Origin of the sequence: Pseudoalteromonas sp. Scap03 (assembly GCF_013393115.1) — a bacterium.
Taxonomy (GTDB): Bacteria; Pseudomonadota; Gammaproteobacteria; order Enterobacterales; family Alteromonadaceae; genus Pseudoalteromonas.
On sequence record NZ_VDEU01000002.1, the window covers coordinates 1 to 25,222 of the forward strand.

Genomic DNA, 25,222 nt, shown 5'->3' on the forward strand with positions numbered 1-25,222 from the left:
GGCCCACGATAACCATGCGCTTTATCGAATACCGTAGTGCAACTTGTTGTCAAAACACACGCCAGTAGCACACAGTAAAATTGCAGTGCAGTTTTACGCTTATAGTCCTTCATACTCAGCCTTCCTTGGTTTTAAAATTTGCTTTCTACAGTCAACCATATCCCAACAATCCGTTTCAGGTACGCCGTAGTACCAGGCTCGAAAAATCGGTTGATACTTTTCAATCACCCGTTGTTGCATACGTTTTGAAAAATGGGGTAAGTACATAGTTTTGATCACCGTAATGTGCCTTTTAATCGTCTTTCCTAAATTAAAGCGCTCTTGCCAAAGCTGCATTTTTCCATTGAAATGCTCATTACTATCTGGTGCCGCGTTCTGCATCATCACTTTGCCTTGCTCGGCCCACCCAGCTACTTTATTCATTTGTTCAGCAAACGGCTTAACGGTAAACGTGATATGTATGGGATCATCAGCATCGGTGGGCGCAAAGCCTCGCGTAAATACATTGTAATGATAATTAGGATGGGTAACCTTAAAAAGAATTGTTGCATAGGCATTGGGTTGTAATAAATCCACACGATCCCGTGGGAAGGTAATTGGCTTATTAGCATAGGCAGTTTTAAAGTATCTATAACCTGAGTCTATGCCACAACTACTATGACCACATGACTCTGTATACACGGACTCTATCAAAAAAGGATACTCTGGCACTGAGCCATCTTCTGTTTCAATCGTCACAACAATGGGCCCACGATAACCATGCGCTTTATCGAATACCGTAGTGCAACTTGTTGTCAAAACACACGCCAGTAGCACACAGTAAAATTGCAGTGCGGTTTTACGCTTATAATCCTTCATATTCAGCCTTCCTTGGTTTTAAAATTTGTTCTTGCAAGTCATACTTTAATTGGCAACACTTGCGAATTAAAAATTAACGTAGCGAACGAGACTAATTTATTACTCAAAGTTGAGTACTGCCAATTGCACCAGCCGTTCAACTGTGGTGCCTTGAAGGTTTTTAGGCGCTTTAGGATAATATTTCGATTTTGGCGTTTTAATAGTTATAAACCCATGATTGGTGGCCATTTCGTGGGCTAGCAGTTTTCGTTCTTTGGGTGTTAAATGGTTTTCATGTATTTTGCTTAATTCGCCACTATCAAGCCATATTCCCGCACAGCTTGGGCATTCATCTATTTCAACTGCTTTTAGCGGTGAAAAATACCTGCGCATCATCACTATGCTTGGGCATTTAGGGCAATTCACTCGCATTGCGACTTCACTCTCACCTTCGGCATAATTACTTAAATACTTAAATACTTAAGTAAAACCTGACCATGTTTTAACTCTGGCGAGCTAAATTTAAAAATTTGGCTGTTATCGAAAAAAACGCCTCCTAACGACGATGTATAAACAGTGATACCGTCAACTAATATAGACTCCAATGGTGTATTCGTGCGAGGGCACAACATTTTCAAAATCCTTTTTATTTTAATACGTAAAGTTAAATAGTTATTCTAATGCTTTGTGTATCAGGCCAATTAATGGTGGTAGCAATGTAGTATGACCTGCCAATACAAACTCATGTGTATTATCTGACATTTTTTGTCACGTGTGGCGAATAATCCCAATCCATTTTTCTTCATCATAATCAGGTTTTGAACCTGCAAGGCTAAGCATGAAATGCTCAATAAATATATGGGTGTTGGCTATTCACCTGTTCGATTAGCGAAATTGCGATATTAAACATGGCTACTAAAGTATGTTTTGCTTTTTTCATTTTAAACACCAGTAAAACAATAAGCTAGGCTGTTGTTAAAAACCAACGCATTAATTGAGTGAACTTGTTATTATCATAAGATCAGCGCGCATAAGTAATAATTAAAATTTTAAAAAGTGAAATTCAACATGCTAAAAAAAACAATCTTAGCTATTGCCTTAGCAGCCACCTCGCTGCCAAGCTTAGCCGACAGTAACAGCGACTTAACAACCATTATTGATAACCATTGGCAAAACGCCAAAGCAGAAAAAATATTTTTTAGAACCGATCCAGACGGTTGGAAACCAAACGGCACATTGCCAAATTGGAGTGAGCAAGCCATTGCTAAGCGCCAAGCTTATAACAACAGCGTATTAAAAAGCTTAGCCAGCATTGACCCAAAAACACTCAATAGCGAGCAGCTAATGAACTACCGCTTATTTAAATATGAGCGAGAAACAGAGCAGCAAAGCTACCTTTATCAAGATAAGTATTTTCCGGTTAATTTTTTAAGTGGCTGGCATACTTACTTTGCAGAAGCGCCAGCTAACATGGCCTTTTTAACTGCCGAGGATTACGATGCATTTTTAGTTAGCCTTAGTGACTACCCTCGTTTTAATCAGCAAAACATTAATTTAATGAAACAAGGCATTCAAACCGGTTTTACACATTACTGCGAAACGTTTAAAAATTATGGCCAAAGCATTAACGCTCATATAGTTAAACAACCTGAGAATAGCGCCTTATATGAGCCATTTACCCGCATCCCTAATACATTTAACGCAGCGCAAAAAGAAACTTACCAAAATAAAGCTAAAACAATAATTGCCTCAAAAGTTGTGCCTGCTTACGAGCACTTTTACGACTTTTTTGAAAACGAATATATGCCGCACTGTAGATCGCAGCCGGGTATTGCAAGTATTAAAGGTGGCCTTGATTATTACAAGTACACGGTTAATTACTACACCACCACTAACGCTACACCTAAACAAATTCATGAACTTGGTCTAAAAGAAGTGGCGCGCATTAAAGCACAAATGCAAGCCATTATTGATAACGTTGGTTTTGAAGGCAGCTACAGCGACTTTTTAAAATTTTTAGCAACCGATGAGCAATTTTACGCAAAAGACGCCCAAGATTTATTAGAAAAAACCGCTTTTATAACGCAAAAAATGTATGGCAAACTCCCCACTTACTTTGGCCATTTACCGCGTAACACCTTTACTATAAAAGGCTCAGCGAGTCGTGGTGCGTTTTATATGCCACCGCCAGATAACCGCTCACCTGGCACTTACTTTTTAGCCTCAACACCTAAATTGCAGCCTTTATATAATTTAGAAGCACTTAGCCTGCACGAAGCTATTCCTGGGCATCATTTACAAAACGCCATTGCAATGGAGTTAGACGTTCCTGAATTTAGACGCACACTGAGTCACTCAGCATTTGGCGAGGGCTGGGCACTTTATACAGAGCGTTTAGGTAAAGAAGCGGGCTTTTACCAAAGTCCATACAGTGACTTTGGTCGTTTAGGCTACGAAATGTGGCGCGCAGTGCGCTTAGTGGTTGATACCGGCATTCATGCCTTTGGCTGGAGCCGCCAAAAGGCGATTGATTATTTGGCTGATCATACCGCCTTGCCACAAAGCGCCGTGGAAGATCAAATAGACCGCTATATTTCATGGCCAGGCCAAGCGCTTTCATACAAAATGGGCGAAATTAAAATACGCGAACTGCGTGCAAAAGCCGAAAAAGAACTAGGCGCACAATTTGATATACGCAGCTTTCACGACACCGTTATTGGTCAAGGTTCACTTCCTATGGCGGTACTTGAAGATGTAATTAACGACTGGATAGCACAGCAAAAATTAGCTATCTAAGATACAACGGAAACGAGTAAGAGGCGGTATTGTTATCGCCTCTTTTTAAAGCTCTATTAAACACCTCAAAACTAATCCCTGCTCGCTTTTGCTTCGTAAAATAAATGATTTTAAAAACCAGAGCATAAGTATGAAAAAACGTATTCTGTATTGGCTGCAAAATGATTTGCGCATTGACGACAACCCCATACTCAATGATTTATCACAACAACAATGTAAGTTGGACCTGGTCTTTGTGATTAACCCTGCTTGGTTTAAAAGCAATAACTATCAACAAAAACCCTATGGTGTCCACAAACAACGCTTTTTAATGCAAAGCCTTTATCAGCTTCAGGAGTTTGTTTTAGAGCTTGGCCAAACTTTACATATTTTAGAAGGCGATCCGGTAAAGGTATTAACACAGCGTATTAATGAGCTTAGCATTGACGAAGTTGTATATAGCCAGCAAATAGGTGTATATGAACAGCGCCAAATTAGTGCTCTTAAGTCAAAATGCACGACTGTGGTATTTAAATCTGTGATGCAAGATACTTTATATCAACAACAGCAACTGCCCTTTGAACTAGCTAATTTACCAACCGGCTTTACACCTTTTAGAAAAAAGATCGAAGCGGCAGAAATTAGTTTAACCACACATACATTTTCAGCAGCAAGATTGCCTCCACCTATTATACTTTGCGCAAAACAACCGATAGAAAAGCCAGCAACAGGGAATACACAATTACTTGGTGGGCATCAGGCTGCGCTTGAGCACTGCCTCAACTATTTTTCATCCCCACTACCGAGTAGCTATAAAATCACTCGTAATGAGCTGGATGGCTTTGATAACTCTACAAAATTTAGTAGCTGGCTGGCTTTTGGCTGTATTAGTGCCAAGCAAATTTTTTGTGCAGTAGATGCTTATGAAGCGCAGTATGGAGCGAACGAGTCAACTTACTGGATCAAGTTTGAATTGCTCTGGCGTGAGTATTTCAAGTGGCATGCAATTAATGTTAAGCATCAGTTATTTACCTTTAAAGGTAAGAAACAAAGCTCGCCACTTACCACGTTTAGCCCGAATCGTTTTGCTAAATGGTGCCAAGGCAGTACACCTTACCCGTTAGTTAATGCCATTATGAAAGAGCTAAATGCAACAGGCTTTATTAGCAATCGCTCAAGACAAATCGTTGCTAGTTGTTTAGTAAACGAACTACAACTAGACTGGCGCTATGGTGCGGCTTACTTTGAGCAACAGTTAATCGATTACGATGTGGCGTCGAATTGGGGTAATTGGCAATATATTGCTGGAGTTGGGGTCGATCCGCGCGGCGGACGTCACTTTAATTTGCAAAAACAAACCCAGCAATATGATCCGCACGGTGAATACATTGCTAAGTGGCAAGGAAATGAGCACTGCGATACACAATTAGATGACTTAGACGCCGCTGATTGGCCAGTGTAATAACATAACCTCAAACATAATACTGGCTAGCTGACTCTCGTTATAAGCCCAAGGTTAAATCTTGGGCGAGAGTGCCGCTGGGTTTTTCTACTACGCGGTTAACTTCAACCCCGTTATGCTTAATAATAAAAGTGGGGGTATATTGTAAGTCATGCGCCAGGGCAATACCTGCCTCATCACGTTTGTCATAACCGACTGTAACAAAGGTTATTTTCGAAAGTTTAACCTTAGACTCATCGAGTAACTTTATTAATCGGGGGACTTCACGGGCACTGTCATGACACCACGTACCTAAAAGCACTAGCACCTCTTTACCTGCTAATTTTTGCATCAATACAACGTCTTGCGGTGTGGGCGAAAATGTTTGGTATTGCTTAGCAAATTTATCGTGCTCGCTTAATAAACGCTTAGCAGTCATAGCGTCCGAGTGTGGTTTGAGCGTTGCATTCACTGCCAGTGGTAAACTCAACATTAAAAGTAAAATTAATTGTTTAAACATATCTTATACTTAAATAGTGTTTTAGTTACTATACCCACAATCGAGCTTAAGTAAATAAAAGTTACTTGCTTTTATCCATAAAATCATCCACTTGTGATAAAACGGCTAAGTACTCACGTTTGGCTTCTTTGTTTTGTTCTAATTTATCTAAGTCACCGATTAACGTTACTAATTGCGTATGTGAATAACTCGACGTTGTTTTAAACTCGTTCGACGCCCCCACACCACTGAGTCGTTTTCTTTCATCCATACTATGACTATCTTCATTTTTCTCGAGCCAAATATCATTAATAAGACGAATATTACTCTCACTGGTGGTGGTTTCTTTCAATTCTTTTTTTAGCTTGTATTGAGATATTTCGGGATTAAACTGATAAACTTTTTTATCTACATCCACCTCATGAGCCTGATCAAGGGCAACCAATTCGTTATTTTTTACAGCGGTACCAATAGTGTAATTTTCTTGTTTATCATAATAATCAGGAGGGATGTCAGAGCGGTTACCTTCTTCATAATTAAAACGCGTGCTCGCCGTTTTATCTTGAGTAACCCCAGTTAACCCTGCTGATTTTTTGTGTTCTGTATTTTGACTCAGCTTTGTGGTGCTTGTTGCTATGTAATCCCCCTGATCCATTGCAAAAGAGAATTTTGCATCAAAATCAGCTAACTTAGAAATACCATCGCCTAAGGAATTTTTATTACTACTTCCTAGTCCTTGGTAGCGTGGATCTTTGGTGATCATGTTGTCAACTAAATTAGCGACAAGCTCGCGTCCATTAGTAAACTGCTTTGTAGCAACCGACTCAATTTCACTGTAGCGCTCAGCGGCTGATGACATACTACTAAACGCACTTTTAAATACAGCCAACCCTTGTTTCATTACTTCATCACTTTTTTGGCCAAACGCCGAACGTGTACTTTTCTCAGAGCTATTGAGCTGGCTATCTTCTAAGCTTTTATCGAGCGCTTTTATGTATTGTTGCATTTGGCTTTTGTCTTGAGCGCCAATGGTTGACATATCAAGCGAAAAATCAATATTGTTTTGTCCGTTTACCGATTCAAACTCCAGTATTTGCTGCTCAGAATCCTCATCAAGGGTATAACTTAAATTAAGCTCATTATCTATTCCAAGGAGCGCTCCATCAGCATCACCAGTATTTCCCTCTGACGTTGAAAAGTACAAATCAAAACCCGAAAGTTCTTTGTTATCAAAATTGCTTAGAAAGCTTAAATCTAAATCAGCTTGGTTTGCGGGTACGTAACGGCTGTAAGCGCTTTGTTTAGCCTTAAAAAATTCATCCGCCATTTCACCAACACCAGAAAGTACTTGCGTTAATGCTTGGTGTTCAGTCTCAGATAAGTCGCCATCTACTTCATAACTTATGCTAAATTCGTCAGTGGTTTCGCCTGTTTCCTCATCATAACCTTGCGCAGAATGAAAGGCGATATTGATAACATCACCTTCTTTGGTTTTTACCGAAAGCTCAAACCCATAGTTATCATCGTCTTCAAATCGCTCGCGATTAAAGCTTTCCATGAAAGGATTAAGTGAGCGCTCAACACGCTGTTGGCTAGATGCTAAAAATGTTTTTTGATTAAATCCCAGTTGCCCCAAGTTTGATAAAATATCGCTAGTGTTGGCATAAGCACCTTGGATATTTTTTACCGAAGAATTTAAGCGCTCAATTAACTGATCGCTACGTTCGTTTTTTAATAAGCCCTCTTGCTGAGAGCTTATTACCGTACGTAGTGCAACCTCTTCACTAGAGAGCTTATAATTTGAGCCACTGGGTGCGCTGGAAATCGTGAGTAACGAGGATAATTGCTGATTAAGTATTTCATCGACTTGTTGGTCACTAAACTGACTAAGCATTTCATCAGTGATTGTTGCCGAACTTGGCGCTAAGTGAGCACGCGATTGCAAACCTGTGGGCATACTGGTTTGGTTTGAATTATTGACCGATTGGGCAAGCAACGCATTTAAGTTAGCATAATTGCCTTGTAGTTTATTAACCATGATTATCCTTAATCTGCAGTACAATATAAATACGGTATCGGCCAACGAATTAAAAGCTTTAATTATTTTTTTATTATTTAAAAATAAAGTATTTACGCAAAAAACATACTTTAAAAGTAATTAGCAGGTTTTGGCAAGCAGCGACTTTAATATGTCTGGTACAAACTTGCGCTGCGCGGTAATGGCATAGAAGTGCTCAAACGCATCGGGTAAACGCTGATATTCAACTAGTAGGCCTTGTTCTATTTCATCCTTTACTACAACTGATGGCAATACCGATAACGCACCACTATCACGGGCAAGTAATCGCAGCATAGCCATATCATCAGCCTCTGCTTTTATTTTTGGCTGATACTGCCAACGAGCACACAAAGCATTAAATGAGTCTCTAATAGCAGAAGTTTTAGCGGGTAACACCCACTGTGCATCCGTGTAACCTGTTGGAAATTGGCCACGTATTTTTTTATCAGCTGGACCCACTATAGCTAATGGCTGACGAGATACCAACTGACTTTGCCAAAGCTGATCGTAGTGCTCAAGCCCGATGGGTTTATTAGTTAAAACTAAATCCAGTTCGTGTTCTGCCAAGCCATTTAACAGCCCATCCATACGCCCTGCAGTCAGCGAAAAGCGTACTTCGTCATTGCTCATTAAGGGATTAATAAACTCTTCGATAAAGTTACGAGAGAGCGTATTGAGCACTCCGATTGATAAATGCTGGGTTTGCGAAATCACCCCTTTATGAATAAAAGAAGACAGTTCTTCCCCTTTGGTGAATATATCGTTGGCGTACATTTGCACCCGCTTTCCCATATCGGTTAATGCGAGTGTGCGGCCTTTACGTTCAAATAACTCAATATTAATGGTGTGTTCTAATTGTTTTATTTGCGTAGAGAGCGCTGACTGCGACAAATGCAGCTCTTTCGCCGCTTGGGTTAAGTTACCAATGCGAGCAACCGACCAAAAATAATATAAATGATGATAATTTAAACGGCTCATTATTGTTCTCTTTTATAGAACGTTTACATACATTATATCTATTTTTATTTAGTTATCTAGTTTGCCATACTTTGCTCACTAAATAAGGAGCACTTAATGAGTGAGTATATTATTTCGTTGTTAATGCTAATAATGCCTTTAAGCACATTTATAGCAGCCTGGTTAATTGGCCAACGATCGCGCGCTTCAAATGGTCATGTACTGTTTAAAGTAATGATGTTTAATAGCCTTGCATTTATAACAGCTATTACGCTTCATCAAATTTATGCTTTTGATTTACTCAGTTTCTTATCGCTGACCATGACCCGAATTATTATGCTGGGGCTTATATTATTTATCACGCTGATATTGATTCGCTTTTGTAGGCACTATATGCAAGGTGAGCCACGCGTAAACTACTTTTGGCGATGGCTATTACTAACCATCACAGCCGTATTAGTTGTGGTTATGAGCAACCACTTAGCGCTATTTTGGCTAGGTTGGGTGGCGATAAGTTTAGCACTGCATAAACTTTTAATGTTTTACCCTGAGCGCCCACGAGCGGTGCTTGCCGCCCATAAAAAATTTATTGTGGCACGTGTTGCCGAATCCTTATTACTAATTGCATTTGGTATTTTGTGGTTCACTCACAATAGCCTGTACATAAGTGATATAACCGCCTTTTATCACACCACCACACAACCACTGTCTTTTGCAGAGCAAGTTGCCGCTTTTTTAATTGCCTGTGCAGCCTTAATAAAATGTGCTCAACTTCCAATACACGGTTGGCTAATTAAAGTGGTTGAAGTACCGACACCGGTGAGCGCGTTATTACATGCGGGAGTCATTAATTTAGGTGGCTTTTTATTAATTTTATTTGCTCCTTTGTTTATTCAAGCTAGCGCAGCCCAATGGTTAATTTTAATTGTTGCAGGTTTAACTACGGTGATCAGCGCATTAATAATGACCACTCGAATAAGCGTTAAAGTTCGGCTTGCCTGGTCTACCAGTGCGCAAATGGGGTTAATGCTGGTAGAGTGTGCGCTGGGGTTATTTGAGCTGGCTTTACTTCACCTTGTTACCCACTCAACTTATAAAGCTTTCGCATTTTTAAACTCAGGTAACGGCGTAAATGAAGATCTGATCCGTCGCCATATGCCAAAACAATCACCAGTATGCTTTGACTGGTTAGCCGGTGCGCTTATTTCAATAATAATCGTTGGTGCAGCATGGTTTATCAGCTCTTATCAGGGAGCGGTAAGTATTTGGTTGCTTTTAGCATCAGCGTTAACCATTTTGCTTGCAAATCAGCATGGTACAGCTACGGCTAAAACACGCAGTAAAAAACTGTTAATTGCACTATTAGTGGTCTTTAGCTATGTAGCGGCTAAAAATATCTTTGCGTTTGCACTTCCCCTTGAGCAGTGGCGCGAACCTGCATTTAGCCTGGCCGACAGTTGGGTAATAGCCCTTATTTTAACCCTAATGATAGCAAGCTACTGTTTGCGCTATCAATCTTGGCGCCCTCAGGTTAAATCACTGTCTACTTTATTATTTGCAGGCTTGTATTTAGATGAGTGGTTTACACGATTAACACTAAAAATATGGCCGATAAATTTGCCTAATAATGGCCACACTGATTTAAAAAATCATGCCGTTGGGATCACTATTGAGGAATCAAAATGAGCACTCTAACGCCTTCAGATAATAGAGCACTCTCGCTAAGCGACAGTCAAAAGAGCCTACTTGATAAAGTATGCGGTTACATAGCACCAAACTGGCCGTTAGATCAGATGATTGCAGTTAACCCATTTTGGGAAATGCGCCATATGCCAATTGAAGATGTAAGCGCACGACTGGATACCTTATGTAATGCCAACATGCTAATGCCTAAAGATTTTTATCTGCAAAAATATAACACCAGCATGATTACCGACAAACACTTAGCCGATGCCGCAACGCTACTTAATAGTGACTTTAATAAAGAGCAACTATTACAAGCGCTTAAGATTGATGTGCCATTAGTAGACTGGCACAACATTGCTGATTTACTCGACCAGCAACGTAATAAGCATAAAATGGCTTGGCATGATGAAATTACTCATCAGTTAAGTCAGTTTTGTGCTGCGCATTATCAACAACTCGGTCCCATGCTGCATCGTAATGATACTCAAGCCCCATCTGAATTATATCGCCATTGGCTAACTGTTATTCAAGCGGATAAAGGCATTAGCATTGTTATGGATGAACGGCATTTAAATGGCTATTTTAAGCGATTACCCACATCCGCAGATGAACTGATTGCACTGACCCTTAAAACGCTTAACATAGATAATGATTCGTTAGAGTTATACGCTCACTCATTGCTTTTAGATATTAACGGTTGGGCATCTTGGCTTGCGTATCTGCGATTTCAAGGTCAGCTTTACGACACGCCAACAAATGAGATGAAGCAACTTCTGGCCATGCGCATGGCATGGGACTTAGTGATTTGGCAGTACCTAGCCAATCACGATAGTGCTACATTTAAACAACTACAAAGTCAGTGGCAACAAGAAAAAGCGCTTGTCGTTGAGCGCTTACATGCACATAAACTAGCACAAAAACCATTATGGGTGTGGGCAAAAGCGCTAGAACTAAGTTTTCAATATCCACTTAATGATGCGCTGCAAACCGCGACTAAAGCCCCCGTGAAAAACGCTCAATTACAAGCGGTGTTTTGTATTGATGTTCGCTCGGAAGTGATTCGCCGTGCGCTAGAGTCTCAAAGTCAACATATTGAAACTTTTGGCTTTGCTGGTTTTTTTGGTTTACCTCTGGAATATCAAGAAAATGGCAGTGCTATTACTCGCCCACAGCTCCCTGGGCTACTTAAACCGGCTATACATGCCACGCAAACTCACAAAGACGCGACACTTGAAGCATCACGCCAAAATAGTGCCACATGGCAAAGCTGGTCAAAATCGGCCCCTTCATCGTTTTCTATGGTTGAGTCATCAGGTTGGCTATACGCATTTAAACTAATAAAAAATACCTTTTTATCTAAAGGCGATGCTAAAAAGTGCACCCCAACTGACTGGCAATTAACACAAAACCAGCAGCAACTGACCCTAAAAGACAAAACCGATTTAGCCCAAAAAGTGCTTACTACTTTAGGTATAAAAGCGTTGGCACCACAGGTGATGTTAGTGGGTCATGCTAGCCATACAACCAATAACTTACACAGTGCTGGCCTAGATTGCGGCGCCTGTGGCGGGCAAAGTGGTGAAGTGAATGTGCGAGTGCTCGCAAGCCTACTTAACGATATTCAAGTACGTCAAGCGCTTAAAACTCGGGGACTCACACTGTCAGAAAACACCCAGTTTATTGCAGCCATTCATAATACAACCACAGATGTGATCACCACCTATGATGCTCAACTGGATGATAATCTAAAAAAATGGCTCAGTGTGGCAACACAAACAGCTCAGCGCGAACGCTTAGTTAATATAGAGCCAAAGCTGATTGATAAATCAGCGGATGAAATTAATCACGCTTATCATCAACGCGCCCGCGATTGGTCGCAGGTGCGGCCTGAATGGGGACTTGCAAATAATGCCGCCTTTATTGTCGCGCCGCGCTCATGGACGCGAAGTATTAACTTACAGGGGCGCTGTTTTTTACACGATTATGATTGGGAAAGCGATAACGACTTTGCAATATTAGAGCTTATTATGACTGCGCCTATGATAGTCACCCATTGGATCAATAGCCAATATAATGCCTCGGTTAACGACAATCACAAATACGGCAGTGGTAATAAAATACTTCATAATGCGGTGGGCGGTAACATAGGCTTATTTGAAGGTAATGGCGGCGACCTGCGCATAGGCTTGGCCATACAATCGCTACACAATGGCGATAAATGGATGCACGAACCTATTCGCCTCAATGTATATATTGCTGCGCCACAATCAGCAATCGCAGCAATTTATAACAAGCATACGATGGTGAAGGAACTAATTGATAACCATTGGCTAACACTCATTCGTTGGGGCGATGACAACACCTTAGAGCGCTTTGAAAACGGGTACTTCACTACAGTTGCCCCCTCCACAGAGCGAGCATGATCAATGTTAAACGCTGTCATTGCCACTAAACATAAAAAGGCACCTTTGATCGCTCCCGCATTGAAGCCACTTGGCTATAATGTGGTAACAACCAGTCTATTTGATACCGATACGCTTGGGATGTTTACTAATGAAGTGCAGCGTGATTGCAGTGCCCAAACAGCAGCACTAATAAAAGCTCAACAAGCGTGTGAACTCACTGGCGAGCAATGTGGGCTTGGTAGTGAAGGCAGCTTTGGAGGTGGCCCATACCCTGGGTTAATGAACTGGGATGAAGAAGTAATTTGTTTTTACGATAAACACACAGACATCGCTATTTATGGACATGCAGGCGGGCCATTTTCACCCAGCAGCTTAACCATTAACAGCGAGACTAATGTTGAATCAATCACGGTCGCATGCCAGCGCTTTAAAGAGCAGCACTGGATACTTGATGACACTCAAACACTTTTTAAAGGGCTAAGCTTTGAAGGCTTGGTTGCTTTATTTAAAGAAAAAGTGCCCAAAGCCGGCATAATCACGCCTGATTTAAGAGCTATGTATAGTGGGCAACGCCAAGCTATTATTCGCCTCGCTGCCGAGGACTTAGCAAGGCGGTTGGCATCAAAATGTCCACAATGCCAGTGTGCTAACTTTGTTGCCAAACAACTCACTAAAGGCTTACCCTGTGAACTGTGTAACATGCCCACACAACAAGTAAAATCAACAACCTCTTTGTGTGATAGCTGCGGCTATAACCATATTGAAGCGAATGAAAAACACGTTGCCGATGCAACATATTGCCAGTTTTGTAATCCTTAAGAGTTATTATGACATCAATACAACCGACTCAATTATTAAATACTGAAGAGCGTATTAACCAAGCCGTAGCACTATTAAAAGCCGGCGAATGCGTTGCCTTACCCACAGAAACCGTTTATGGCTTAGCCGCAGATGCGACTAATAGTGATGCTGTAGCGAAAATATTTACCGCGAAAGGACGTCCAACAAATCACCCGCTCATTGTGCATATTCCCAATCAGTCGCATGTGCACCACTGGGCAAAAAATGTAAATAAGGCGGCCATCACGCTTGCTGATGCATTTTGGCCCGGCCCACTCACCCTAATTTTAAATGCTAAAGATGATTTAAACAGTCCGGTAACAGGCGGCTTGCCCACCATTGGACTTCGCGTGCCTGCGCATCCTGAGTTTTTAGCGGTACTAAAACAATTAAATACTGGTCTTGCAGCTCCCTCTGCTAATCGATACAAGCAGTTGAGCCCAATCAACGCAGCTCATGTTATGCGCGATTTGAATGGTCGAATTAGTGCGGTATTACAAGGAGGTGAATGTAATGTAGGTATTGAATCGACCATTGTCGATGCCAGCTCAGAGCAGTTACGCATATTACGCCCAGGACCAATTTCAGCATCTGATATTTTGCAAAAAACTGGACTGCATGTCAGCACGCCACATTCACATAACGAAGTGGTACCGGGTAATGTAAAAGCGCATTATCAGCCTCATGCACCAGCCATGTTGGCTAATACTGAAGATTTCGCTAAAATTTTGAGTGAAAACTCTCAGAGTAAAAGTCACTATTTAATCTATTCTACTCAATTGCAACAGCAATTATTAGCGGGCGACATTCCATCAGAGCGTATTACTAAGCTCAGTAGTTGCCCTATTGAATACGCTAAAAATATGTATAAAGCACTGCATCTTATTGATGAGACGACCCCATTAACTATTTATATCGAAAAGCCGCCAATAAGCAGTGAGTGGGCTGCAGTGAATGATCGCCTTAGTCGCGCGGCTACTAGTTAGCTTGCAGGTATTCAATTACAGAGGTCGCGTTCACAGGTTTGTAAAAGTAATACCCCTGAAAACGTTTACAGCCAATATCCACTAACATATCAAATTGTGCCTGCTCTTCCACGCCTTCAGCGATAACACTTATGTTATGGCTGAAGGCAATGGCAATAATACTTTGCACCATGCTGATAGACTTAGGATCTATTAAAATATCATCTACAAAGCTTTTATCTATTTTAAGTTCATCTATGGGCAGGCGTCTTAATAAACTTAGTGATGAATAGCCTGTACCAAAATCATCCATCGAGAAACGTATTCCACGCGATTTTAAGCTCAGTATAGTTTCAATCACATGCTCAAGGTTATCCATAAACAGTGACTCTGTAATTTCTAAAATGATACTGTGCGGAGCAACATTGTGCGCCTCTATACTTTGCAATAATTTAGGAATAAAAGCACTGCTTTGAAATTGCATCACAGAAATGTTAATTGCTAGTTCAAGAGGCGTATCGCTATGTTGTTGCATCGTTGCAAATTCACTAATAGAGCGCGCTAAAACAAAGTCACCGATTTTAAAAATTAAATCACTTTGCTCCGCAATAGCAATAAACTCAGCAGGTGAAACCATACCCAACTCGCTATCATGCCAACGAATTAGTGCTTCCATAGCATGAATTTTACCCTGCTCATTTACTTGGCACTGATAGGCCATAGAGAATGATTGCTCACTTAGCGCTACATTTAACCGCTCTTCTACTTTTAAACGGCGTAAATAAGCTTGTTTTATACCTGCATGGTAATGGCACAACCACTGTCCTGTATCTTTCGCCCATTGATTAGCCAAATGTGCGCTGCGCACTAGTTTACTTTTGGTTATGCCATGCTCTGGGTAGTTGGCCACACCAACACTCATATTTAAAGGACGTTCGGTATTTTTGGTTTCATATTGTTCAATAGAGGATGCTAATATTTGTTCAAAAGTGTGCCTATTTTGCTCATCCGATAAATGCGGCGTAATAATGCAAAACTCATTGCCACTGTTTCTAAAAACCAAATATGGAGCTGCGAATGTCGCTTGCAACATTGCGGCATAGGCTTTAATTGCCTTATCGCCATACTCCATACCAAAGCGATTATTCATCGAGCGTAAATTGGTAATGTTTATAATTGCCAAGCTAAACGATGTCCCTTTTTTTGCTTCAAAGCTATCACGCAGTGCTTTTCGATTAGGTAACTTAGTTAAATCATCATTACGAGAAAGGTAAAACAGTTCATCAATCCGTTTTTGCTCAGCACGAGCAATAAACCTAAAACCAAAATATAAGAGCGTACAAATCAGTAAATAAATGAAAGAATACCAACAGACCTTCCAATAAAATACACTTTTTATTGGCTGCATCGCTCTGTTTGAAAGTGTCCATAACTGATAGCGATTATCAAATTTTGCAGATGTGATATAAGGTTTGCCTTGAATATCAATAATAAGGCTAAATACTTCTTCAGAAGATTTAAGTGCTTGCTTTGTTTTACCCAGCTGTTTTACTAACTCAGCATCTAGAAGGCCAAAAAATTGCTTAGCTTGTGTACGTGTATAACTAGCAATATCAGCGCTTTTGTTTGAGCTATATTGAATGTAGCCATCTAACTCTCTAATAATTAATAAATAATCATCTTGAGTGCTGCTTAAAATATTTAAATATTTGTCACCATTTGAAATAGCCATTCCAGACGTCATCACTGCAATAACTTCTGCGTTTTCGTTTCTTAGCGACTTTCGGATCGGAATTATCCACTCTTGAAGTGTTTCATTATAGTACGTTTTGCCTAATATCATTTTATTAGACTTTAAAGTACGAGCAAAGTTGTCACGTGTTCTTTCATTTTCTTTAAGGTTAACTATGGTAGAAGCATCTAAGTTTGAACTGAAATAGAGTATTTGACCATGCGTATTAAATAATCCAAAACCAGTTGAAACGAGGTTTTCTAACAAAATATTATTAAGGTTCTTTATGAGAGATGTATTTGTAGATGAGCTATTATTAGTAACAATATCTCTGCCAATTAGATCCAGCATAAGCTCTTTATTTCTGAGGGTGCTTTTAAGTGCTTGCGCAGAAAACTCCACACGATTTTGGGAGCTTGTGCGGTATTCTTTTTCGATATTTCGCCATTCATAAGCCAACAAAACGCTTAATAGGACTAGACCGCCTAATAGCAAAAAACAAAAGAGTTTCCATAAATTATTTTTTATTAGTGCCATCTAATTTCTCACAACCCTTTTGGTAGTGTGTTATGTATTTGGGCCCTTAACTGCACTTTATGGCTAGCTTGGTTTTTTTTCAAGCTATTTTGTTGCAAAATTGAAACAAACACAAAAAAGCACCCATTATTTAACAATAAAAAACTGGCGCAATTAACAAAAAATTCAGTAAGAGTATTGTTTTTTATCGCTGAGGTAAGACGTTAATCCATTCTTAAATTGTATATACGTTTATCGCAGTGGTTATTGAGCGGCTATTATAATTTATTCCGTAAATATAATACTGATTTAAAACAATACCTTTAGTTCAAAATTACAATTAAAACTAGCATTTGTATTAAGCGCTTTAGCTTAGTCATAATTATGCAACAATCATCAGCGATAATAGCTGCATTATTAGTCAATATAGTTTTATAAGCCCCCATGAGTGAATCCATGGTGCAATTAACCTTTGCACTACCGTCATTTGAAGATCCTATCTCTGCGGCACTGAGCCACAGCATGGAATTTGAAACGCTGTCACAGCAGGCCAATAGCCAGCATCAAATTGCTTTGCAATGCGTTTTGCCTGAGGCTGCCCATGAAGGTGATATTATTTCACTTAGCGCAACGTTGCCAAACGCACGTGAAGCTCAGTACTACACAGAAAAAAAGCTCAGCCAACTTGATTTAGAGCAAGGACGAGTCACGCTTAGGTTAAGTGAAATAGCGCACCGTCGTGGTTTTGTAATGCAAATGATTTTGCATGGTAAACACGGTACGTTAAAAAATAGCTTGCAGTTTGATATGCACATTAACCAATTTGGTAATGGATATACTGTACCAATAAATACGATTACGCCGCCAAAGCCTCATCGCGTTCGTCAGTACCTTGCCAGTGTGGGAACAGCTTTAATCTCACTTTTTTAGCTCTTGTTATAAACTTTTCCATTAAGCTTTAATTAGTTAATCAGCAAAGCTCACTTTACCCATAGTAATATCTAAAATTCCACCCCTTTTATTTTTTGCACTTTGTCGCTGCCCTGCTAAACATTCGTTTGCCAAAATAGCAAACAGCACCGCCTCTTTGGCATCGGGGTGAACACCTAAATCATCAGTATTCTTAAACGCCTTAATATTTGGGCAGTGTATTAGTAATTGCTCCATCAATAATGGATTATGAATTCCTCCACCACTGGCATATACCACACAGTTTTGAACCCCTTCAGCACAGTCATTTAACGCCCTAGCAATCGTAGTCGCAGAAAGCGCATTTAATGTCGCCAACACATCTTCATGGCTTAAATCTTGGGTTGCGGTTTGGGCTTGGGCTGCGCGTAATAAGGCTAAATTAAACACCTCAGGCCCTGTTGTTTTTGGCAGTGATAATTTAAAAAACGCATTATCGCTGAGCGCTTTTAGCAGTTTTGCATTCACCTTGCCTGCTTTGGCAAGCTTTGCGCCCTCATCATAATGCAGCCCTTTAAAATAAGACTGTACGTAGGCATCCATAATGGTGTTACCTGGGCCTATGTCGCTACTAAACACGCTACTAGTATCACCGTTTTTAGGTAAAAACGTTAAGTTTGCAATGCCACCCATGTTTAATAAAATGCGGTTTTCATCAGGGCTGGCAAAAAATAAATAATCGCCATATACCGCTAAAGGTGCGCCTTCGCCCCCTGCGGCTATGTGCTTTTGCCTAAAATCGCCAACAGTGGTAATGCTTGTAGTAACTGCTATTTGGTCACTATCACCTATTTGCAAGGTGCCATGTTTAAAGTCATGATGGTTATGCTGCGACTGCGGACAGTGATAAATAGTTTGCCCGTGGCTTGCTATGGCATCAATACTCGCAGGGTCAATACCCCATGCAATTAAACACTGATTAACCATAGCACCATGGAGTTTTCCCACCCAAGGGTGTAACAAAGTCAGCACTTCTAAATCGCATTCGCGCTTGGCAAATACCTGCTTTATTTTAGTTTTATACTCGTCGCTGTATTCAACCGTAGTAAAATTTTTAACCTCTATTTGTGTATGTAAACCCGCACCGGTTATTTTACATAGCGCCACATCTAAACCATCTAAAGAGGTGCCACTCATTAAACCAATAATTAAACGACTGGGCTTTTTAGCGCTATTATAAAGGGCTTCGATATGAGGATGCATAGAGACTCTGTCTGGGTGTTTTTTACATTTTAAAAGAGTTTTAAGCAAAGTTATACCTGTATACACTTTAATTTTAATGAATTGTTTTTCATTGTTTAAGCGTTTAAAGCTTGCTAAGTTATTGCCTGATAATAACAAACTCATTTGTAGCATGATCACTTTACGAGCATTTAAACAACACGATACCTGCCAAATAGTCACCATTTTGAACGATCAACAAGTAGCTCGCTATTTGTCCTCTAAAATTCCATTTCCTTATACCCAAGCAGATGCAAACTGGTGGGTAAATGAGGGAGCAAAATTTGGCATCATTAAAGCCATTGAAGTTGATGGCCTGTGTGTTGGTTGTATTGGTGTTATTCCTGGTGAATTTGAGTATAGCCGCAGTGGCGAAATAGGTTATTGGCTTAGTCAGCAGTATTGGGGGCAAGGTATTATTACCCAAGCCATAGAGTTAATTACTAAAGAAGTGTTTGAAAGTACTAACTTAAACCGTATTCATGCGGCTGTATTTGCAGGTAATGTTGGCTCAATGAGCGCGTTGCTTAAAAATGGCTTTAATAACGAAGCTATTTTAAAGAAAGCAATTTATAAAAATGGTCACTATTTTGATAGCCATCTATTTAGTGTGCTAAAACAGAGTAATTGTTCTAATTAAATTCTTTCGACGGTTGAATTAACCACCTTTCGCCCAAAGCTCGTGTATCAAGGTACAAATCTTTTCTACCTATCCGCGCATTATTGTTGAGCAATGTATAGTTTTAAAGCTTAAACATTCGGTAGTAGGTGGTTTTTCACTTTATTTGGAGGTTTTTATGTCCACAACCAGTCGTCAATTTACTTTAGCATCACGTCCATATGGTGCTCCTACTAATGAAAATTTTGAACTTAAAAACGTAGAGTTACCATCATTAAAAGATGGTGAAGTATTGCTGCGTACTATTTATTTATCACTGGACCCCTACATGCGTGGTCGCATGAGCGATGCTAAATCGTATGCCGACCCTGTAGAAATTGGCGATGTAATGGTTGGTGCAACGGTTTGCCAAGTCGAATCATCTAAAAATGATAAGTTTAGCGAAGGCGAATGGGTATTAGCATATACAGGCTGGCAAACTTACGCTATCTCAAATGGCGAGGGCTTAATGTCATTAGGTAAAGAGCCAACTAATCCGTCTTATGCACTTGGTATTATGGGTATGCCTGGCTTTACCGCCTACATGGGCTTACTAGATATTGGCGCACCTAAAGCGGGTGAAACCGTTGTTGTTGCAGCAGCTACAGGCCCAGTAGGCGCAACGGTTGGTCAAATAGCTAAAATTAAAGGCTGTAAAGTAGTAGGCGTTGCCGGAGGCAGCGAAAAATGCGCTCATGCTGTTGAAACTCTTGGTTTTGATGCATGTATAGATCATAAAGCCGAAGATTTTGCCGAGCAGTTAGAAAAAGCATGTGAGCAAGGCATTGATGTTTATTATGAAAATGTGGGCGGAAAAGTGTTTGATGCCGTATTACCTTTGCTTAATACCTCAGCACGCGTGCCTATCTGTGGTTTGGTATCGCAATATAATGCCACCAGCTTGCCTGAAGGTCCTGATAGATTAGGTATGCTAATGGGACAATTGTTAACTAAGCGTATTAAAATGCAGGGCTTTATCATTTTTGATGACTATGGCGATCGTTATGACGAATTTGCACAAGACATGCAAAAGTGGCTGCAAGACGGAAAAGTTCAGTACCGCGAATATCTTGTAGATGGTTTTGAAAAAACCATCAGCGCATTTAACGACATGATCAGCGGGAAGAACTTTGGTAAAACCGTAGTAAAGATTAACAGCCCACTATAATAACATTCAGGCTATGTTGTAATTCAACACAGCTCAATAAGGAAGAAAATGATTAAACTACACCACTTAAACAAGTCTCGTTCTAAACGTATTATTTGGTTATTAGAAGAGCTTGAGGTTGATTACGAAATTGTTGCTTATCAGCGCAATACTGAAACTTTTTTAGCCCCTGATGAGCTTAAAAGTGTGCATCCGCTGGGTAAATCGCCAGTTATAGAAGATGATGGCTTAGTGATCGCCGAGTCTGGTGCTATCACAGATTACCTGATAACTAAATATGGCAAAGGTAAGTTTGCACCAGTCACAGGTACTGCAGAATTTGTAGACTACCAACAATGGCTTCACTTTGCAGAAAGCTCTGCAATTTTACCATTATTGCTAAAAATGTTTGTCCAGAAAGATGGTGCTAAAACGCAATTTTTAGAGGGCTATGCCGATACTGAAACCGCTAAAGTAATTAGCTATTTTAACAGCCGCCTTGAAGGCAAACGTTATTTAGTGGGCGATACTCTCACTGGTGCCGATTTTATGATGTCGTTTATTGTTGAAATCGTTAAAAACGCTGGCCAACTAGGGCACTTTAAAAACCTAGTTAAATACGATGAGCAATTACAATCTCACGAAAAGTTTCATACTGCCAACGAGCTTGAAGCTAAATACGACTAATTTTATGTTCGCTTTGATTGTGGCTAACGCAATCAGAGCTACAATCTCGTTACTCAGGCCTGTCTAAATAAATTTGTTTAAACGCATTAAAATTCAATTCAAATAATTCAACCAACGTCGGATCGAAATGATTACCTGCGCCTTTAATTATCTCAGCTTTTGCTTCATCCATGCTCCAAGGCTCTTTATAACAACGACGACAACATAACGCATCAAACACATCTGCAATCGCAGTAATTCGGCCCTCTAAACTTATATCTTTCTGTTTTTTAGCGTGCGGATAACCCGCTCCATCCCATCGTTCGTGATGATCAATCGCAATATTAGCCGCCATATCAATGACAGGATTTCCCGTACCTTTGAGTATTTCCCAGCCTTTGGTGGTGTGCTGTTTCATAATTTCCCATTCATCAGGGTCTAATTTAGCAGGTTTGTTTAAAATCAAGTCTGGAACGCCAACCTTTCCTACATCGTGCAACTGCGCTGCTAAACTAATTCTATCGCAATATGCTCTATTTTGATCATGTAACTCAGCTAACAATTTGGCATATAAACCTACCCTGATCACGTGGGAACCTGTCTCTTTAGAGCGTGACTCCATCGCCCCACCCATTAACGATATAGCAAGCTGTTGTGTTTCTTCAACTGAATTGGCTAATAATAGGCTTTCAAATGTTAAAACCACATTACCTAAAAATAAATCGACTAGTTGCTGAGCTTCTTTTTTAACCGGTTGTAATGATTGGAATGCTAAAATAGAATCGAGCCCTTTTTGGGAGTGATGAAAATAAACATAATGATCATCTGCTATAAAATTCTGCTTAGTTTGCTTTGCTCTTAAAAAATACTCTTGATGTTTTTGTGGAATACTGTCAATTCCGTTGCCCGTGAATAAATGTATGCCAGAAAGCTCTCCTTCGATCATTTGTAGTCTTTGATCTAGCTGGCAAATGCCAAATACTTTAGGCGCATCAATATAGAGATTTGCCTCGCTCATATTCAGCACTAACTTAAGCTCTTCCATAACAACAGAGGTAAACTCAACTAAATCACCAATTTGGGTAATAGTAGAAATTGCTTTTATTAGTCGCTTTAAATTATGGCGGTGGGTTTGTAACATGCAAATATCGCGATACGCTCGCAAAGAAGTATAAAAAATTAATTCAAGGTCATGGCTTTGCAGTTGGCTCTTTGCTTTATAGCCATCAATATCATAATCGCGGATAACACTGCGCTCTGGCGCAACCCCTGGCTGTCCGGTTCTTAAAATAATTCGGCTGTACACATTTTGTAAGTCTTGGCGTATGTAACGAGCAAGCTCTAAGCCTGCATGCTCTGTCTCCATAACAACATCGAGCAAAATTAAAGCATAGCGTTCTGAGCTTTGTAGTTTTTCTTTTGCTTGAGCTGCACTATAAACACTGTGCAGCTCGATAGGGCGTTGCTCAAATTCAAAGCGCTTCATTGCAAGTTGAGTTACTTGGTGCACCGAATCATCGTCATCCACCACTAAAATTTTCCATGGTTCAACGTTTTCAATATCCAAAGCCTGCTTTAAAACGTCATCATCTTGTAACCAATCCATAAACACACCCTGCTAATTATTGAGTTGATAGCGTTAAGGGAAATTGAATGAAAAAATAAACACCTGGTGTTTGTTTTTTCTTTACAAATATTTGCCCTTTCAAGCGGTGTACAACAAGGTTATACACAATATTCATGCCTAAACCGCTACCGCCACCCGCTCTATTTGTGGTGTAAAAGGGATCAAACACTCTTTTTCGAGCTTCTTCAGTCAAGCCGCATCCATCATCTTGATAATGAATTTGAACATATTCTGAGTATTCTATATGAACCGTGATTAGCCCTTTTCGATTGCCATTACCATAGCCGTGGACAATAGAATTCATGACTAAGTTTGTAAAAATTTGCGCTAAAGCCCCCGGATCAGAGTAGACCTCTGGTTCAAGCTCGGTTGCTGTAACCTTAATATCAATCTCTGTCGTTTTTACTGTGTGATACAGGCTTCTGAGCACTTCATTAAAATATTGGCTAATATATAAGCTACGGAGCTCTTCTGTGGTTTGATCAACCGCAACACGTTTAAAGCTGCTGATTAAACCAGCGGCGCGTTGCATATTTTTCAGTAAAATGTCACAACTTAAATCAACTTCAGTAATAAATTCGCTAAACTGCGTTTTACTCAAGGAGCCAGAAGCAACTTTGTTTTTAGTTTCAATTAGTATTTGTCTCAAATGCGACGTCGCAGTTACACAAACACCTAATGGCGTATTCACTTCATGTGCGACGCCACTAACTAAACTGCCAAGTGATGACATTTTTTCTGCTTCAACAAGCTCTTGTTGAGTACGGCGAAGCTTTATGGTTTGTTCAAGTAAAGCTTGTTCTGCCTCATAGCGTTTACTCGACATTAAATTAATAGAATCACTTAGACGGTCATGAGGGCCGCGCTTAGATACAGTTTGAGAAAAGTCGCCACTGGCTATAGCTGAGCAAACCTGATCAATATCTTTACTGGCTTTAATTAAACGCTCAAAACTTCTAAACATAGTGCCAAGCTCATCTTTTTGAGCCATATATTTTTGAGCATGAATGGATAAATCTCCATTAGCTAGCTGTTCAACAGATTTAATCGCAATATTAATACGCTTAGTTGTTCTGTTAATAAAATACCAAAAGAGTAAAAAAATCAGTAATACACTTGCAAAAGCGGCTGCCAATAATGGTTTAAATTGCGCTTGAATAGGCCCAATAATATCCAATTCAGAGCGGCGCACTATCACTGTCCAATTACCAGTGGCAACCTTGGCCTTATCAAAATAGAAAACCCCAGAATCAAAAGGATCGTTAGCAGATAGTACCTCTCTTTCTTGTCCCTGTGACTTTAGCTGCTTGGCTATACTTGCATAATTAGTATCTAAAATTGCTTTCGTTTTTAATCCTGAGTAATTCAATGTCGTTGCAATCACGTTGTCGCGTTGACTGAGTAGCAAAACATCAATTTTTAATTGCTGCTTTATGGTTTGTAAAAACTCAGTGATGTCAGCAAGTGCTCTATCTACGCTTGCCATACCGACAAATTTATCATTAATGATAATGGGCGAACTTTGTTCAACTAGCATTCTTCCCTCGTAAACATAGGGCTCAGTGATCATCGTTTCGGTATTGCCATCACGTAAAAACTGTTGACGTACTCCCTCATAATAAAGACTAGATTCCATGTCCACCAAGGGCTCAAGTAACAAGCGTTCAGAGTCACTAAAATCACGATGCCAATAAGGTAAAAAACGACCGGTTTGGTCTACATAAACGCCCTCTTTTAATGGCGAAGCATTCACATAGGCTTGATCTTGATTATCGGCATTAGGCTCATAACCAAAAGAAGCCCCCACGAATGAAGGATTCATTTTAAGCACTGCACGAACAAAATTAATACTTGCCTCTCTATCACCAAACAACCCATTTTGCTGTGCTAAGGCCATAATTTCGGTAGTGCGTACTGCCAATTGCGTCTCTTCATTTACTTTTGCAGCAATAGTATCGGCGGTCTGACTCAAGTTAAGCTTTGCTTGCATAACAGCCTGATTAAGGCTGGTTGAATACCAGTAACTCAAAATACCAGTAATAATAAGCATTACGGGAAATGCCAAATAAAGCAGCATTTTTCCTTGCAAAGAATGTATGAGTGTTAGTCGCATAATTTTAGGCTTAAACAAGCAAGCCAATGTCCTGAGGATTTGAAGTAGTAAGCTTAAAAATTAGACTATAAAAACTTTCTAGGCAAATGAATTGTGTAGAAATAAATGT

General features: G+C 40.0%; 18 protein-coding genes and 1 pseudogene. 10 read left to right on the plus strand and 9 right to left on the minus strand.

Annotated elements, in window-relative coordinates:
• Window positions 1-99 precede the first annotated feature (99 nt).
• Window positions 100-858, minus strand: a complete 759-nt coding sequence (locus tag FHG08_RS15425) for a hypothetical protein (protein WP_178956963.1) — start codon at window positions 856-858, stop codon at window positions 100-102.
• A gap of 99 nt (window positions 859-957) precedes the next feature.
• A pseudogene (locus FHG08_RS15430) lies at window positions 958-1,469 on the minus strand (zf-TFIIB domain-containing protein).
• A 436-nt stretch (window positions 1,470-1,905) separates the two neighbouring features.
• Between FHG08_RS15430 and FHG08_RS15435 the strand changes: the two are divergent.
• Both FHG08_RS15435 and FHG08_RS15440 read left to right on the plus strand, forming a co-directional pair.
• Window positions 1,906-3,633, plus strand: a complete 1,728-nt coding sequence (locus tag FHG08_RS15435) for a DUF885 family protein (protein ID WP_178956964.1) — start codon at window positions 1,906-1,908, stop codon at window positions 3,631-3,633.
• Between the two features lie 130 nt (window positions 3,634-3,763).
• A complete protein-coding gene (locus FHG08_RS15440) occupies window positions 3,764-5,074 on the plus strand; it encodes a DASH family cryptochrome (protein ID WP_178956965.1) in 1,311 nt (436 codons plus the stop codon).
• Between the two features lie 40 nt (window positions 5,075-5,114).
• On the opposite strand, the gene FHG08_RS15445 is transcribed toward FHG08_RS15440, so the two are convergent.
• The 3 genes from FHG08_RS15445 to FHG08_RS15455 form a co-directional block, all read right to left on the minus strand.
• Entirely contained in the window at window positions 5,115-5,573 is a 459-nt protein-coding gene (locus tag FHG08_RS15445; protein ID WP_138605787.1) for a thioredoxin family protein, read from the minus strand.
• A 61-nt stretch (window positions 5,574-5,634) separates the two neighbouring features.
• A complete protein-coding gene (locus tag FHG08_RS15450) occupies window positions 5,635-7,590 on the minus strand; it encodes a hypothetical protein (RefSeq protein WP_178956966.1) in 1,956 nt (651 codons plus the stop codon).
• Between the two features lie 120 nt (window positions 7,591-7,710).
• A complete protein-coding gene (locus FHG08_RS15455) occupies window positions 7,711-8,589 on the minus strand; it encodes a LysR family transcriptional regulator (protein WP_138621673.1) in 879 nt (292 codons plus the stop codon).
• Window positions 8,590-8,685: 96 nt separating this feature from the next.
• Here FHG08_RS15455 and FHG08_RS15460 point away from each other — a divergent pair, with 96 nt between their 5' ends.
• The 4 genes from FHG08_RS15460 to FHG08_RS15475 are packed head-to-tail and all read left to right on the plus strand — an operon-like array spanning window position 8,686 to window position 14,485.
• The gene (locus FHG08_RS15460; RefSeq protein ID WP_178956967.1) at window positions 8,686-10,254 is read left to right on the plus strand and encodes an NADH-quinone oxidoreductase subunit L; all 1,569 of its coding nucleotides are present in this window, start codon (window positions 8,686-8,688) and stop codon (window positions 10,252-10,254) included.
• Window positions 10,251-12,677, plus strand: a complete 2,427-nt coding sequence (locus FHG08_RS15465) for a YbcC family protein (protein WP_178956968.1) — start codon at window positions 10,251-10,253, stop codon at window positions 12,675-12,677. The genes FHG08_RS15460 and FHG08_RS15465 overlap by 4 nt, the downstream gene beginning before the upstream one ends.
• 3 nt (window positions 12,678-12,680) lie before the next feature.
• Window positions 12,681-13,478 carry a DUF6671 family protein gene (locus tag FHG08_RS15470; protein ID WP_178956969.1) on the plus strand — a complete coding sequence of 266 codons (798 nt, stop codon included), beginning with the start codon at window positions 12,681-12,683 and terminating at the stop codon, window positions 13,476-13,478.
• An 8-nt stretch (window positions 13,479-13,486) separates the two neighbouring features.
• Complete coding sequence (locus tag FHG08_RS15475; protein ID WP_178956970.1) at window positions 13,487-14,485, plus strand: L-threonylcarbamoyladenylate synthase; 999 nt, start codon at window positions 13,487-13,489, stop codon at window positions 14,483-14,485.
• On the opposite strand, the gene FHG08_RS15480 is transcribed toward FHG08_RS15475, so the two are convergent.
• Window positions 14,478-16,733: an EAL domain-containing protein gene (locus FHG08_RS15480; RefSeq protein ID WP_178956971.1), complete on the minus strand. Its 2,256-nt coding sequence runs from the start codon at window positions 16,731-16,733 to the stop codon at window positions 14,478-14,480. The genes FHG08_RS15475 and FHG08_RS15480 overlap by 8 nt on opposite strands.
• 423 nt (window positions 16,734-17,156) lie before the next feature.
• Between FHG08_RS15480 and FHG08_RS15485 the strand changes: the two genes are divergently transcribed.
• Entirely contained in the window at window positions 17,157-17,642 is a 486-nt protein-coding gene (locus FHG08_RS15485) for a hypothetical protein (protein WP_178956972.1), read from the plus strand.
• 36 nt (window positions 17,643-17,678) lie between these two features.
• Here the strand turns inward: FHG08_RS15485 and FHG08_RS15490 are convergent, their stop codons facing one another.
• Entirely contained in the window at window positions 17,679-18,884 is a 1,206-nt protein-coding gene (locus tag FHG08_RS15490) for an anhydro-N-acetylmuramic acid kinase (RefSeq protein ID WP_178956973.1), read from the minus strand.
• Window positions 18,885-19,035: 151 nt separating this feature from the next.
• Between FHG08_RS15490 and FHG08_RS15495 the strand changes: the two genes are divergently transcribed.
• From FHG08_RS15495 to FHG08_RS15505, 3 genes are all read left to right on the plus strand, one after another.
• A complete protein-coding gene (locus tag FHG08_RS15495; protein WP_178957430.1) occupies window positions 19,036-19,542 on the plus strand; it encodes a GNAT family N-acetyltransferase in 507 nt (168 codons plus the stop codon).
• A 157-nt stretch (window positions 19,543-19,699) separates the two neighbouring features.
• A complete protein-coding gene (locus FHG08_RS15500; RefSeq protein ID WP_178956974.1) occupies window positions 19,700-20,728 on the plus strand; it encodes an NADP-dependent oxidoreductase in 1,029 nt (342 codons plus the stop codon).
• Window positions 20,729-20,776: 48 nt separating this feature from the next.
• The gene (locus FHG08_RS15505; protein ID WP_178956975.1) at window positions 20,777-21,394 is read left to right on the plus strand and encodes a glutathione S-transferase family protein; all 618 of its coding nucleotides are present in this window, start codon (window positions 20,777-20,779) and stop codon (window positions 21,392-21,394) included.
• A gap of 49 nt (window positions 21,395-21,443) precedes the next feature.
• On the opposite strand, the gene FHG08_RS15510 is transcribed toward FHG08_RS15505, so the two are convergent.
• Together FHG08_RS15510 and FHG08_RS15515 are read right to left on the minus strand one after the other, a co-directional pair.
• Entirely contained in the window at window positions 21,444-22,979 is a 1,536-nt protein-coding gene (locus FHG08_RS15510; protein ID WP_178956976.1) for an HD domain-containing phosphohydrolase, read from the minus strand.
• A gap of 16 nt (window positions 22,980-22,995) precedes the next feature.
• The gene (locus FHG08_RS15515) at window positions 22,996-25,113 is read right to left on the minus strand and encodes an ATP-binding protein (protein WP_256729746.1); all 2,118 of its coding nucleotides are present in this window, start codon (window positions 25,111-25,113) and stop codon (window positions 22,996-22,998) included.
• Window positions 25,114-25,222 lie beyond the last annotated feature (109 nt).

Bases quoted from the DNA above. Each gene is read 5' to 3' on its own strand.
- FHG08_RS15460 (WP_178956967.1), top strand. From the start codon at position 8,686: ATGAGTGAGTATATTATTTCGTTGTTAATGCTAATAATGCCTTTAAGC.
- FHG08_RS15445 (WP_138605787.1), bottom strand. From the start codon at position 5,573: ATGTTTAAACAATTAATTTTACTTTTAATGTTGAGTTTACCACTGGCA.
- FHG08_RS15465 (WP_178956968.1), top strand. From the start codon at position 10,251: ATGAGCACTCTAACGCCTTCAGATAATAGAGCACTCTCGCTAAGCGAC.
- FHG08_RS15425 (WP_178956963.1), bottom strand. From the start codon at position 858: ATGAAGGATTATAAGCGTAAAACCGCACTGCAATTTTACTGTGTGCTA.
- FHG08_RS15435 (WP_178956964.1), top strand. From the start codon at position 1,906: ATGCTAAAAAAAACAATCTTAGCTATTGCCTTAGCAGCCACCTCGCTG.
- FHG08_RS15505 (WP_178956975.1), top strand. From the start codon at position 20,777: ATGATTAAACTACACCACTTAAACAAGTCTCGTTCTAAACGTATTATT.
- FHG08_RS15500 (WP_178956974.1), top strand. From the start codon at position 19,700: ATGTCCACAACCAGTCGTCAATTTACTTTAGCATCACGTCCATATGGT.
- FHG08_RS15515 (WP_256729746.1), bottom strand. From the start codon at position 25,113: ATGCGACTAACACTCATACATTCTTTGCAAGGAAAAATGCTGCTTTAT.
- FHG08_RS15475 (WP_178956970.1), top strand. From the start codon at position 13,487: ATGACATCAATACAACCGACTCAATTATTAAATACTGAAGAGCGTATT.
- FHG08_RS15450 (WP_178956966.1), bottom strand. From the start codon at position 7,590: ATGGTTAATAAACTACAAGGCAATTATGCTAACTTAAATGCGTTGCTT.
- FHG08_RS15480 (WP_178956971.1), bottom strand. From the start codon at position 16,733: ATGGCACTAATAAAAAATAATTTATGGAAACTCTTTTGTTTTTTGCTA.
- FHG08_RS15510 (WP_178956976.1), bottom strand. From the start codon at position 22,979: ATGGATTGGTTACAAGATGATGACGTTTTAAAGCAGGCTTTGGATATT.
- FHG08_RS15470 (WP_178956969.1), top strand. From the start codon at position 12,681: ATGTTAAACGCTGTCATTGCCACTAAACATAAAAAGGCACCTTTGATC.
- FHG08_RS15455 (WP_138621673.1), bottom strand. From the start codon at position 8,589: ATGAGCCGTTTAAATTATCATCATTTATATTATTTTTGGTCGGTTGCT.
- FHG08_RS15485 (WP_178956972.1), top strand. From the start codon at position 17,157: ATGAGTGAATCCATGGTGCAATTAACCTTTGCACTACCGTCATTTGAA.
- FHG08_RS15440 (WP_178956965.1), top strand. From the start codon at position 3,764: ATGAAAAAACGTATTCTGTATTGGCTGCAAAATGATTTGCGCATTGAC.
- FHG08_RS15490 (WP_178956973.1), bottom strand. From the start codon at position 18,884: ATGCATCCTCATATCGAAGCCCTTTATAATAGCGCTAAAAAGCCCAGT.
- FHG08_RS15495 (WP_178957430.1), top strand. From the start codon at position 19,036: ATGATCACTTTACGAGCATTTAAACAACACGATACCTGCCAAATAGTC.